This window comes from Xenorhabdus griffiniae (assembly GCF_015163655.1).
GTDB lineage: Bacteria > Pseudomonadota > Gammaproteobacteria > Enterobacterales > Enterobacteriaceae > Xenorhabdus > Xenorhabdus griffiniae.
In genome coordinates, this window is sequence record NZ_JADEUF010000016.1 from 1 (window position 1) to 13430 (window position 13430).

The window sequence follows — 13430 nt, forward strand, 5'->3', positions numbered from 1 at the left end:
TCGTCACTTTTTTCATGTCACTTTGCCAGAAAAAGCAAAAGAATTGACGACTCGACTGACTGATAATTTCCAGATTTTAAAACCATCATCTTGAAGTGAGATTGGTATATACGTTTTTAAACTCCATGCTTTTGAAATTTAAACGTGACACTCCACTGTCTGACTGCGTTAAAGAAATTATATTGACTATTCTCAACACCCTATTTATTTTTTACCATTAAATAACATTTTTATTACAAATGGAGAGTGATATGCCATACGATAATCTAGAGACCAAACGGCTTCTATTAAAAAAACTTGCTTATGACGACGCTATTCAAATTCAGCAAAAATTTCCTCATTGGGATGTTGTCAAATATTTAGATAGCAGTGCAGTCCCCTGGCCTTATCCCAATGATGGTGCAGAATATTTTGTTAAAAATGTGGCTTTTCCCGCCATACAATCAGGAAAAGCCTGGCTATGGTCTATTCGGATAAAAAAACATCCCGATGAACTCATCGGAGTGATCGGGTTACATGACCGGCAAGATAATAACCGAGGGTTCTGGCTTTCACTGGAGCATCAAGGCCAAGGATTGATGCGCGAAGCCTGTGAGAAAGTGACTGATTATTGGTTTCACGTACTGGGGAAATCCGTTCTGAGAACACAAAAAGCCAGTATTAACCACGGTTCGAAAAAAATCTCATTAGCACAAGGTGAAAGGTTGATAAAAGTGGAAGAAAAAGAGTATGTTTCAGGAAAATATGCTTGTGAGTTCTGGGAAATAACCAGGGAAGAATGGTGTAATCGACATGCGCCTTCTTAATAAATTTTAACTACCCATTAATCCTGCATTTTCTGCCTGGGAAACTGGGCTTGCAGGAATGGCAGTAATAATAAACCTATCAATACAGCACAAACAGAAATAGTGATAAATAACCCCTTCCAATGATAATATTTTAAAATAATGGCAAAAGGATAGCCAGCAAGTGCAGCTCCCGTATACGCAAAAAGGCCGACAAACCCCGTCGCCGCCCCCGCTGAATCTTTATGGGAACATTCCGCCGCAGCCATACCAATTAACAATTGTGGACCAAAAACAAAAAAACCAATGGCGAAAAAGCCAATGGATTGAAAAATCAAATCAGTCATAGGCATCAGCCATAAGGCAGCCACCGATAAGAAAATACCCATCGCAAATATCAAATTCATCGGCCCACGGTTACCGCCAAACACGCGATCCGATCCCCAGCCTGCCACCAGCGAACCCATAAATCCCCCCACTTCAAAAAGTGATAATACAGCGTTCGCACTCACTAAATCATAATGGTGATATTCTGTCAGATAGAGGTTTCCCCAATCGTTAATAACCGTACGGACGAGATAAACCAAAACGTAACTCAATGAAAGCAACCAAATATATTTATTGCCAAAAACATAGGTTTGCAGTATTTCTCTGGTCGTTAGCCCTTTCCCTTGATTTTCCTGTACTTTTTCTAAATGATCATTACGAAATTGGCCAATGGTCGGTAACCCCATAGTTGCAGGCTTGTCACGTAACCGCCAACATAAAAATATTCCGGCCAAAATACCTAAACAGCCCGGCACAATAAACCCTTCTCGCCAGCTAAAATGTAATGTTAAGAAACTGATAAACAACGCAACCAAAGCGCTGCCTATATGGTGTGATGTATTCCATAAAGACCACCAAAAACCACGCTCTGAGCGAGAATACCAACTGGTGAGCAATTTGGCGCAGGGTGGCGAACCCCAGCCCTGAAACCACGCATTTAATATCCACAAAAAGGTAAACATCACAATCGAGCTGGACAGACCAAAAAAGATATTAATGATCCCTGTCGCAATTAACCCGATTCCCATGAAATAACGCGGGTTGGAGCGATCAGAGATAATGCCGGAAAGAAATTTGGAACAACCATAAGTGATATAAAACAAGGTTCCAATCAGGCCAATCTCGCCTTTATCAAGGCCGAGATCGGTTATCATGGCAGGCATCGCATAGTTGAAACTTTTACGGGTAAAGTAAAACAGCGCATATCCCACATAAAGACTCAGCATGATATGCAAGCGCCAGTAGCGATACTGTTGCCGGATTTCTTCAGCAGATAGCGGCTCGTCATGTATCGGCCTGGATTGATAAGAAGCTGTCATGAGCGTATTTTAAAGTTTAGGCAAAGTGATAGACAAGTCCGTCCCCGAAGATGTCGAATCAGCTTGCCGTTTTTCACTGTGAATTGAGAACGTTCCACCCAGCGCCTGCACACGTTCCCGCATACCACGTAAGCCAAACCCTTTCATATGATCCTCAGACTTACAGCCAATACCATTATCTCTGATTAATACATGGATCATCCCGTTGATGGAAAAATGTAATTCAATACGATCCGCTTGAGAATATTTCATGGCATTATTCAGCGCTTCCTGACAAAGGCGGTATAACGTAATTTGGGTGGTGTCACTTAGTTGCGCAATTGCCATAGCTGAATCCGTTTCCCAATAAACATCTACCAATATGCCATGGGATGCAAATTCCATATCCCGCAATAATTGTTCAATAGCCTCTTTCAAACCGAGGTCATCAAGAATTTTAGGCCGCAGCCGACTAAGTAACCCTTTAGTTGTATCATAAACGTTGAGGGATAACGATTCGATCGTTTTCGCACAATTAGCGCTAATCGGTGCAACTTCTACTCGCTGGATAATATTGGCCTGAGTACGAATAGCGGTAATATTCTGACCAATTTCATCATGCAGTTCACGTGCAATTTCTCGCCTTACCGACTCTTCTGCTTTCACCAATTGACGGGACAAGCTGTGATTGCAATGAAGTTGACGCTTTAATTGTGCATTAAGATCACGCTGACGCTGCACCGCCATTCCCAGCATGATCCCCGTTAGCGTTTGAGCCAATAGCGATAACAAGAGATCCGTGATCTCTATATTCGAAACACCATTATTCGAGACACCATTGCGCGCGGCAATCAAGGCAATACTGTTTAGCAAAGTGCCAACCACCGCCCCTTGCCAGCCGTAACGAAAAGCCAGCAAGATAATGGGAATGGCCAGACAAAACGGGGCAAAATAACGCAACTCATTCGGCAGACCAACCTGAAGAAAAATATTCAGTATAAACAACGAACTATAAAGAATAATGTGCTTCAGGTGAAACTGAATACGATGTGATACAAGATTAGCAGTCAGCGGCAACCAAATATTTTGGAACAAGTAGTGCCATATTAAATAGCATAAAGGAACTAACATGACACCACCGGTTAAACTCACCAAAAATGCAATACTCAAAGCAGAATTATGATTACTGATCGCCGCCACATTAATCATAGATGTTGTCAGAATGATACCAGCCATGACTACAAATCGCTGCCATTGGTTGCCACAATAATAGCGACTGGCAAACCAAACAAGAGGAAAACTGGCCACGCTAGCTGTTAACACCGTCAACCATTGTAGTTGCCCCATGAGGAGCGTCAAACAAATGGTAAGCCCCCATTCTGCACTGTAAATAGTCGTCCAATAGCGCTTGGGGGTATGGAGAACAATACCGAGGCGCAAAGCAAAAGGAAAAAACAGGATCGCCAGTTCAGAGTCATTGACAAAATAGTAGGCGATAACCCATAAGCAGAACCACCAACAAGAAAACAGTAACCAGCCGCAAAATGAATTAATCAGATATTGACGCATTAAAGATCACTAGTAGCAAAATAATTTGCCAAACCAACGTTATTCGTTACCCCTAATTTACTCATCGCATTGGCTCGATGGACATGTACGGTTTTATGGCTTAATCCTAATTCAGCCGCGATGGCTTTAACATCCATACCACTCGCCAACATCTCTCCAACTTGTCGTTCTCGTCTGGTCAGGTATTCCAATGAAGACGGATTGCTCTTTGATGATGTTAAATTAAGTACAATATCCGGTGTAAGATAACAACCATTATTGGCGGTCGTCCGCACCGCTTGAATCAGTTCATCCGGGCTGCAACGTTTACTGAGATAACCGCGCGCACCTGCCTTCAAGGCATTTTCCACCATTGTGGCAGAATCATGAACACTCAGCATAATACAGGTAATACCTGAGGGAAGATCTTTCAGTAGTGAAAGCCCGCTTTCATCTTTCATTGAAATATCAAGAATACAAACCGTTGCACCCGATCCCGGTAAGCCTTGTCTGGCTTCAGCACATGAACTGAACTCTCCCACGACTTCAATATCAGGCTCTAAATTCAGCAACTGCGCGAATCCTGAGCGTACAACAACATGATCATCCACTAATGCTACTTTAATCATCATCACTTATTATCGAATTAAGCTACTCTTATTGATATGGCTTCGCAATAGTACGTAATATACCAATCCAACTTCAAGATGCGTGTTATATTTCCCCGCGCAGCGGGGAAATATAAGGACTCGCCTCGTCTTGCGGATTGCAACTTGAAGTTTATCGAGTATAGATAAAAAATTAGGGAATATTAGGGCAAAAAATGATGAAAAGATGCTACTGCGGATATACAGTAGCATCAGTAAACTTTTAATCTGGCTTAATGTGCTTTCTTCGCTTTTCGGATCTTTTTCTCTTCCGCAATAGCCACGAAAGCAAGCAAAGTAAGACATACGAATGCTGAAGTATCCAGGGCAACAAATGTCCCTTTCCAACCTGTTAAACCAAAGACAGGCACACCATCAGCAATCATTCCCAAGCCAAGCTTGGCAAAGCTGTCACCGATTAAATAAGCAAATGTTCCTTTAACACCATCAGCCACACTGATTGCTTTTTTCGGTACAAATCCAACAGCCGCCACACCAATCAACAACTGTGGACCAAATACCAGGAAACCAAGCACAAACAGGGAACCCAGATACATATATTCACTGGTTGCATGTTGATAGAATTCAAGGCAAACAATAATCAACCCTAACGAGACACAGGCAACCAGAGCACGACGACCATTTGCCAAGTCTGACAAATACCCCCACATTAATGTCCCTACCAGCGCACCTATTTCGAACATGGTAAAACCCGTGATGGCGGTTTCTTTTGATTGTCCCAGTTCCTGATACGCATACACAGTTGACCATTGGTCGATACCAATACGCACGATGTAAAGGAAGATATTGGCAAAACAGAGTAGCCAAATGACTTTGTTTTTTAATACATATTCAACAAAGATCTCACGTTTAGTCATCTGGTTTTCTTCTGCCGCGATATCTTCTTCACTGACAGGTTCATCAAATAACTCTTCTACCTTACCCAAGCCGTAACTTTCTGGAGAGTCGCTACCATAACGCAATCCAATGAAACCAATAATCAGGGCAATAATTGAAGGGAAAATAAACATCCCTATCACATGACCATCAAAGAAATAATTGGCCCCAAAGAGTGCCACCCCAGCCGCAGCAGCCCCCCCGACATTATGTGACATATTCCACAAACCCAGATAGGTTCCACGCTTGTTGCGGGGAGTCCATTTTGTAATGGTGGAATAGCTGGCCGGCCCACCTATACTTTGGAAAAAGCCACTCAACGCATAAAATGCCACCATCAGGAAAATACTGACGCCGGAATTTCCCATACTCATGCTAAACCCTAACATGGCAATGCCAGACAGGATCAGCATAAATGGCAGGAATTGTTTGGTATTTTTGCCATCGGCATAATAAGCAACAGCGGTTTTACCAATACCATAAGTAATAGAAAAACCTAATCCTATCAACCCAAGCTGCGTCATCGACAGACCATAAGTTGAGATCATATCGTTTTGGGCTATGTTAAAGTTTTTACGTACCAAATACATAGCCATATAGCCAATAAAAACCACCAAATACGACTGCATAAAGGGTTTGAACCACATTTTGCGGCGTACTTCCACTGGTAGATCCAGTGTTGGCTTACGAATTTGTTCTAGAATCTTAAGCATTTGAAATCCTTAGATAACTACGAGAAAAAGCGCCTTTTTGAAGCAGGTGAAGATAAAAAAGGCAAATCGCAAGAAAGCAAAAGTTTTCGTAGTTATAGTTTTCGTAAATATAATTTTGCAGATATAGTTATTATCTGGTCAGTTTAGAAAACTAAAGGAAGATTGGCTTGAGCTATGGTCTTAGTTGGACTAGGAATATTTCCTAGTTTTATCCTGTTCGAGCATAAAGCGTGAAAGAAATCACACTCTTTACTCAAATTTGTATTGCATTGTGCATTATTTCATCTACGGCAAAATGATTTTTACTGGATGCATGGTTTACCGTCAAAAGTTGCATACTGATATGGTGTGATTTGGTGAGATATAAAGACAAAAAAGCCCTGAAATCAGGGCCTTAATTAGAAAATCATGATGATTTGGGGAGGTTCTAAATCATTCCCACTCAATTGTCGCTGGTGGTTTACCACTGATGTCATAAACTACCCGCGAAATACCATCAATTTCATTGATGATTCTGTTCGAAACACGTCCCAAGAAGTCATATGGCAGATGCGCCCAATGAGCGGTCATAAAGTCAATGGTTTCTACCGCACGCAAGGATACAACCCAGTCGTATTTACGGCCATCTCCCATAACACCAACAGAACGAACTGGCAGGAATACGGTAAATGCCTGGCTGACTTTATGGTACAGATCCGCTTTATGCAGTTCTTCGATAAAGATAGCATCAGCACGGCGCAGCAAGTCACAATATTCTTTCTTCACTTCACCCAATACGCGAACACCAAGGCCTGGACCTGGGAATGGATGACGATACAGCATGTCATATGGCAAGCCCAATTCCAGACCGATACGACGTACTTCGTCTTTAAACAACTCTTTCAGCGGTTCAACCAGCCCCAGCTTCATATCTTCTGGCAGGCCACCAACATTGTGGTGAGATTTAATCACATGGGCGTTGCCAGTAGCAGATGCGGCTGACTCGATAACATCTGGATAAATCGTGCCCTGTGCCAACCATTTCACCTGAGTTTGTTTCGATGCTTCTTCATCAAACACATCAATAAATACGTGACCGATGGTTTTGCGTTTAGCTTCCGGCTCATCAATGCCTGCCAATGCAGACAGGAAGCGGTCTTCTGCTTTAACATGGACGATGTTCAGGTCAAATTTACCTGCAAACATCTCCATCACTTGATCCGCTTCGTTCAAACGCAGCAAGCCATTATCGACGAAAACGCAAGTCAGGCGCTGACCAATCGCACGGTTCAACAGCAGTGCAGTCACAGAAGAATCCACGCCGCCAGACAGAGCCAAAATAACATGGTCATCACCAATCTGTGTACGCAGACGTTCTACGATATCATCGATGATAGAAGCAGGCGTCCACAAAGCTTCACATTGACAAATATCCAGCACAAAACGTTGCAGGATATTCAGGCCTTGGTGAGTATGGGTGACTTCAGGATGGAACTGTACGCCATAAAAACGTTTTTCATCGTTAGCCATGATAGCAAACGGGCAAGTATCTGTGCTGGCAATGGTTGTAAAGTCAGCAGGGATTGCCGTTACTTTATCACCATGGCTCATCCATACATCCAGCAGCGGTTTGCCTGCTTCACTCAGGGCATCTTGAATATCGCGGAATAGTTCACAATTATTCTTGATTTCAACCTGCGCATAACCAAATTCACGCTCATCAGAGTTGGAAACTTGACCGCCCAATTGCATAGACATGGTTTGCATACCGTAGCAAATACCCAACACAGGTACACCTGCATTGAAAACATACTCCGGCGCACGTGGGCTATTATGCTCAGTCGTACTTTCTGGTCCACCAGAAAGAATAATACCATTCGGATTAAATGCACGAATTTGTTCTTCAGTGACATTCCATGTCCAAAGTTCACAATAAACACCGATTTCACGAATGCGGCGAGCAATAAGCTGGGTATACTGCGAGCCAAAATCAAGGATCAGAATGCGATGCTGATGGATATTAGTTGTCATTTGAGGTGAATTCCAAAAACAAGTGGCGATTAAAAAATAAAAAAGTCAGTGGCCCAATGATGGGCCACTCTGAATAAAATTACAGACCTAAACGATAGTTTGGTGATTCTTTGGTGATCGTCACGTCATGAACGTGGCTTTCCTGAATACCTGCACCACTGATACGAACGAATTCGGCTTTAGTTCTCAGTTCATCAATGGTTGCACAACCCGTCAGCCCCATACAGGAACGTAAACCGCCCATTTGCTGGTGAACGATGGTTTTCAGCAGGCCCTTGTAAGCTACGCGACCCTCGATGCCTTCAGGAACCAGTTTGTCAGCCGCATTATCAGATTGGAAGTAACGATCTGAAGAACCTTTGGACATCGCGCCCAAAGAACCCATGCCGCGATAAGATTTGAACGAACGGCCTTGGTAAAGTTCGATTTCACCTGGAGATTCTTCTGTTCCTGCCAGCATGGAGCCAACCATCACACACGATGCACCCGCCGCAATTGCTTTAGCAATGTCACCAGAGAAACGGATACCACCGTCTGCAATAACAGGAATGCCTGTGCCATTGAGTGCTTCAACTGCATCTGCAATAGCCGTGATTTGAGGAACGCCAACACCAGTAACGATACGGGTTGTACAAATGGAACCAGGACCGATACCTACTTTAACGGCGTTCACACCTGCGTCTACCAGTGCCTTGGCGCCTTCACCTGTCGCTACGTTACCGCCGATGATGGGCAGATCAGGATACTTAGCGCGAGTTTCACGAATACGCTGCAATACACCTTCAGAATGGCCATGGGAAGAGTCAATAAGCAGAACATCTACTCCCGCAGCAACCAATGCGTCAATACGTTCTTCGTTGCCAGAACCTGCGCCTACCGCAGCGCCAACACGTAAGCGACCTTGTTCGTCTTTACATGCGTTTGGCTTACGCTCTGCTTTCTGGAAATCTTTCACGGTAATCAAGCCAAGCAAGTGGAAGTTATCATCAACAACCAGCGCTTTTTCAACACGTTGTTCGTGCATTTTTTGCAAAACCACTTCACGGGCTTCACCTTCTTTTACCGTCACCAAACGTTCTTTAGGCGTCATCACCGCAGTCACAGGTTGTTCCAGATCAGTCACAAAGCGCACATCACGACCCGTAATGATACCTACCAGTTCGTTTTTTCCTGTTACCACTGGGTAACCCGCAAAACCATTACGTTTGGCCAGTTCATGGACTTCGCGCAGAGTCGTCTGTGGCGTGACAGTGACAGGATCAGTCACCACACCGCTTTCATGTTTCTTCACGCGGCTGACTTCTTCAGCTTGGCGTTCAATTGACATATTTTTATGAATGAAGCCAATGCCCCCTTCTTGTGCCAGTGCGATTGCCAGTGAAGATTCCGTCACAGTATCCATGGCTGCGGAAAGCATAGGTATGTTCAGGCGAATAGCGGAAGTTAATTGAGTGGACAAATCTGCTGTGTTAGGCAAGACTGTTGAGTGGGCAGGAACCAACAATACATCGTCAAACGTTAATGCTTCTTTTTTAATTCGTAACATGGGCAATATCTCACCAGGCTATGGAGCAATAAGAGGGATAAAATATTGCCGCGGCATTATACAGGCCGAAATCGGTTGCCTCCAGCATTTTTTGAAAAAAATTCTTGATTAGTAATATGATGGGATTAATATCAGTCGATTAAGTCATTGTTTTAAAATTTGATCTAGCTCACATGTCACTACCAATCAATACCGGAATTTTTTCCGTTAGCCGTTTAAACCAGACTGTTCGTCAGTTGCTTGAGCTGGAAATGGGCAGAATTTGGTTATCCGCCGAAATATCCAATTTTTCTCAGCCATCGTCAGGGCATTGGTACTTCACATTAAAAGATGAGCGAGCACAGGTTCGTGCGGCCATGTTTCGCAGCCACAATTTGAGGGCAACCTTTCGTCCACAAAATGGTCAGCAGGTATTGGTGCGGGCACAAATCACATTGTATGAGCCAAGGGGTGACTATCAACTGATTGTAGAAAGTATCCAGCCTGCCGGAGATGGTTTGCTGCAACAACAGTTTGAGATGTTAAAACAAAAGCTTTCCACCGAAGGCTTGTTCGATCAAATTCATAAAAAATCATTGCCCTCTCCGGCCAAACGACTTGGTGTCATCACTTCCAGTAGTGGCGCAGCACTGCATGATATTCTGCATATCCTGAAACGCCGTGATCCTTCCTTGCCAATCGTCATTTATCCTACAGCTGTTCAGGGAGCCGAAGCACCATTACAGATTATTCGGGCAATCGAACTGGCAAATGCACGACAAGAGTGTGATGTTTTGATTGTCGGCCGCGGCGGCGGATCCTTGGAAGACTTGTGGTGTTTCAATGATGAACAAGTAGCACGGGCAATATTCCAAAGCCATATTCCCATTGTTAGTGCTGTCGGTCATGAAACCGATGTCACTATTGCGGATTTTGTCGCTGATTTACGCGCACCGACACCTTCTGCGGCAGCAGAGTTAGTTAGCCGCAATCAAATAGAGTTATTGCGACAAATACAATCCCTGCAACAACGTCTGGAAATGGCAATGGATTATTTCTTTGCTCAAAAACAACAGAGAGTTAATGTATTGCAGCATCGCCTCCTGCAGCAACGTCCTGATTTGCAACTGGCACGTCAACAGAATCATTTAGCTGAGTTACGGCAAAAGTTGATTGATCGTTTTTTACGTTGCCTGAAACAGCGATCAGTTTCATATGAGAAGCTGAATCAACGATTGTTACAAATCCATCCTGAGCGGGAAATTCAGCGCTACAGCCAATCCATCCAACAATTTGATTTTCGTTTAAAACAGTCCATCGAACGACAGTTAGGGCGTTATCGGGAAAAGTTTGCCATTTCCTGTTCGCGCATGGAGGCTGTTAGCCCACTGGCAACGTTAAGTCGTGGTTATAGTATTAGCGAAGCTCCTGATGGAAAGTTACTAAGACAGGTTAAGCAAGTCAAAGCAGGTGATATGCTGAAAACACGGTTGCAGGATGGCTGGATTGATAGCCAGGTAACGCAGGTTACAAAAGCCAATAAGAGAAAGAAATTAAAATAGATTTATATACCAATCTAACGTCAAGATGCATGTGTATAGATAGCGGTGGTTCTTCACCGCTATCGTTATATGGCTATTTAGATAGCTATTTTCCGCTAGCGAAATTAGAAACGAATTTCGGCTCCCATGACGTAGGTTCTGCCACGAGCGGTTTGGGTTTTAGTATCTTGGTCCGCCATCATCGGTGACGTATTCATACGGTTCAATGCGTCAGAGTAGTTTCGATTAGTTAAATTCTGCACAGAAAATTTAAGCAATAAATTTTTATTAATCTGATAATCGCTATACAGATCAATTATTGTTGGAATTTTATCTGATTTTTCCATTACGATTTTATTATCATCATCCCGTTCATCTTCAGGGCTCTGATGATAAGATTGCCCTGTATATTTTATAATAGTTCCTATCCGAAGTTTTTCATCCAGTAAACGAATACCTGTATCCAATGTCAAATAGCGTTCTGGTAATTGGGATTCAGGGCTTGCTCCCATATAATGAGTCGCTAATGATGTCGGTTGCTGTGTTTTCTGTTGACTATATGCCAATGAACTATAGAACATACCCGCATCATAGTTAGCAGAGATCTCATATCCTTTCATAGTTACTGGTTTCAGGCTATTGGTATAGATATAAGCGCTAACATTCGGGTTAAGTGAATCCTCTTCTTCGGCGGTCAATTTTCCATCAAGCTTACACAATTTCTTTCCAGTACAAAGCATATACTGATCACTACTAATGTAATTTTTTATTTTGGTATGGAATAATGTTGCTTTTAAACGAAATGTATCTCCATCTACAATTAAATTCGGACGGTAGCTATTAAATCCAATTTGATAGGTCTCCGCTTTCTCCCCCTTCAGGAATGGATTAATAGAAGTACCACCGTCATTGGAATGAAAAATTTCCTGAGCATTAGGGGCTCGCATTGAACGGGTATAGCTTACAAACGGTTGAAACTCAGGAATAATTTCTGCCGATAATAAGATATTTGGATTAAATCCACGCTCTTTCAGGTTTAATTGCGCTTCCCCTTGTGGGAAACACTCTACGCGTTCTTCACAAGCTGGCTTGAATCCTTTGACACTATAATCCAGATAATTTAACCCCAGATCAGCAGTATAAATACCACGTTCAATTTTCAACCTACTATAAATGCTGGTAATATCTTGCTTACCACTTGGAGCAAACCCATTGTTTATCCGTATTTCACTATCACTTTTTTTGTCATCCGAACTTGTATCTATTTTTTTACGATATTCAGTTCTCATCCATTTGCTACCCAGCGTGAATGCAAAATCAGTGCCGCCATAATTGAATCGGCTGGTATTTCTGATATTAATAGAATCGGATTGACTTTTTGCTTCACTCTTACCCAATACCCCCACTGAATGGCCTTGAAGACTTTGTTTACCATTGCTGGTACTCAGCATAACTTTGGTATCAACCAATTCAGTAAATGGCGTATAGTGATATTTCAAATAATAATCATTATTATCAATATGACGCTTGTTAAATTTATTATGGTAAAGACGACCGCTTAATTCCAGATCATGAAAATCATTCGGTTTAATATTGAGTTTTATCAATTGAGAATTTGGTTTTTGTTTAAATGTTTTGTTGGTACCAAACTCTTCACTGCTGATACCATCCGCATTTCGATAATGAGCTTCAATATTATGCCCACTAACAGCAAATAGTGCGCCTAAAGAACCTTCTGGGCTGAACGCCTGTGTTTTTCCTGCAAAAGCCATCATACCACTTCGACCGATACCATTATTACCATATGACCATTTAGTACGAACGCCCAAGTTATTACCTTCGAATATGACATCATCAACACCGATAGTACGGAAGTTAGCACTTCCAACTAAGGCATTAATAGAGTCAGCGTCATCCGCTTGCCCTCGTGAAATATCAACCCGAACAATAAAATTGGGATCAATCAAGGCACCAAACTGGCTATACGGCTGTGCACCATGTGCAAATTCACTGGGGGAAGAACCATAAAAGGTCTGACTAACACCATCCACCATCATATTAACGCGGCCAAAGCCACTTAAGCCACGGATATTAACACTCACAACCCCTTGCCCTTGGCTTGCATCCATCTGAGTATAAGTGCCTGGCAAGCTACGCAATATGCTATCTACGGATTCTAGTTTATTATCTTCCCCCACAGAGCTATAAGCCCCGGGTTTTTCCATGGCCTCAATCTGAGGAGAATTATGATTATCCTGAGAGCCTGAAACTTTCAGGCTACTGAATCGTATGACCTTCTCTTTTTTATCATCATTGCCATTTTCAGCATAAGCGATACCCTGAAGCCCAATCAGCATTGCGCTGGCTCCCGCTATTTTTGCCACAGTTTTCATTAATATATTATCCTAATATTGAAGA

At 42.7% G+C, this 13430-nt stretch carries 9 protein-coding genes; 2 read left to right on the plus strand and 7 right to left on the minus strand.

Annotated elements, in window-relative coordinates; translation table 11 throughout:
- The first annotated feature begins 251 nt into the window (after positions 1-251).
- Positions 252-806: a GNAT family N-acetyltransferase gene (locus IQ211_RS04450; protein WP_189759144.1), complete on the plus strand. Its 555-nt coding sequence runs from the start codon at positions 252-254 to the stop codon at positions 804-806.
- 17 nt (positions 807-823) lie between these two features.
- On the opposite strand, the gene uhpC is transcribed toward IQ211_RS04450, so the two are convergent.
- From uhpC to guaB, 6 genes are all read right to left on the minus strand, one after another.
- The gene (gene uhpC / locus IQ211_RS04455; protein ID WP_189759145.1) at positions 824-2152 is read right to left on the minus strand and encodes an MFS transporter; all 1329 of its coding nucleotides are present in this window, start codon (positions 2150-2152) and stop codon (positions 824-826) included.
- A 9-nt stretch (positions 2153-2161) separates the two neighbouring features.
- Positions 2162-3700 (minus strand): signal transduction histidine-protein kinase/phosphatase UhpB, encoded by a 1539-nt coding sequence (gene uhpB, locus IQ211_RS04460; protein WP_189759146.1) that lies wholly within the window; start codon positions 3698-3700, stop codon positions 2162-2164.
- Entirely contained in the window at positions 3700-4308 is a 609-nt protein-coding gene (gene uhpA / locus IQ211_RS04465) for a response regulator transcription factor UhpA (protein ID WP_189759181.1), read from the minus strand. Before uhpA ends, uhpB begins: the two co-directional genes overlap by 1 nt.
- A 251-nt stretch (positions 4309-4559) precedes the next feature.
- A complete protein-coding gene (gene uhpT / locus IQ211_RS04470) occupies positions 4560-5936 on the minus strand; it encodes a hexose-6-phosphate:phosphate antiporter (protein WP_189759147.1) in 1377 nt (458 codons plus the stop codon).
- Between the two features lie 432 nt (positions 5937-6368).
- Positions 6369-7946 (minus strand): glutamine-hydrolyzing GMP synthase, encoded by a 1578-nt coding sequence (gene guaA, locus IQ211_RS04475; RefSeq protein WP_189759148.1) that lies wholly within the window; start codon positions 7944-7946, stop codon positions 6369-6371.
- A gap of 79 nt (positions 7947-8025) precedes the next feature.
- On the minus strand, positions 8026-9492 hold the full coding sequence (gene guaB / locus IQ211_RS04480) for an IMP dehydrogenase (protein WP_189759149.1): 1467 nt from the start codon (positions 9490-9492) through the stop codon (positions 8026-8028).
- 173 nt (positions 9493-9665) lie between these two features.
- On the opposite strand from guaB, the gene xseA reads away from it, so the two are divergent.
- Positions 9666-11033, plus strand: coding sequence for an exodeoxyribonuclease VII large subunit (xseA, locus tag IQ211_RS04485; RefSeq protein ID WP_189759150.1), 1368 nt, complete (start codon positions 9666-9668; stop codon positions 11031-11033).
- Positions 11034-11137: 104 nt separating this feature from the next.
- Here xseA and IQ211_RS04490 read toward each other — a convergent pair whose 3' ends face one another.
- A complete protein-coding gene (locus tag IQ211_RS04490) occupies positions 11138-13405 on the minus strand; it encodes a TonB-dependent receptor domain-containing protein (RefSeq protein ID WP_189759151.1) in 2268 nt (755 codons plus the stop codon).
- Positions 13406-13430 lie beyond the last annotated feature (25 nt).

Excerpts from the sequence above, each read along its gene's own strand:
- IQ211_RS04450 (WP_189759144.1), top strand. The coding sequence starts at position 252 with ATGCCATACGATAATCTAGAGACCAAACGGCTTCTATTAAAAAAACTT.
- uhpC (WP_189759145.1), bottom strand. The coding sequence starts at position 2,152 with ATGACAGCTTCTTATCAATCCAGGCCGATACATGACGAGCCGCTATCT.
- uhpB (WP_189759146.1), bottom strand. The coding sequence starts at position 3,700 with ATGCGTCAATATCTGATTAATTCATTTTGCGGCTGGTTACTGTTTTCT.
- uhpA (WP_189759181.1), bottom strand. The coding sequence starts at position 4,308 with ATGATTAAAGTAGCATTAGTGGATGATCATGTTGTTGTACGCTCAGGA.
- uhpT (WP_189759147.1), bottom strand. The coding sequence starts at position 5,936 with ATGCTTAAGATTCTAGAACAAATTCGTAAGCCAACACTGGATCTACCA.
- guaA (WP_189759148.1), bottom strand. The coding sequence starts at position 7,946 with ATGACAACTAATATCCATCAGCATCGCATTCTGATCCTTGATTTTGGC.
- guaB (WP_189759149.1), bottom strand. The coding sequence starts at position 9,492 with ATGTTACGAATTAAAAAAGAAGCATTAACGTTTGACGATGTATTGTTG.
- xseA (WP_189759150.1), top strand. The coding sequence starts at position 9,666 with ATGTCACTACCAATCAATACCGGAATTTTTTCCGTTAGCCGTTTAAAC.
- IQ211_RS04490 (WP_189759151.1), bottom strand. The coding sequence starts at position 13,405 with ATGAAAACTGTGGCAAAAATAGCGGGAGCCAGCGCAATGCTGATTGGG.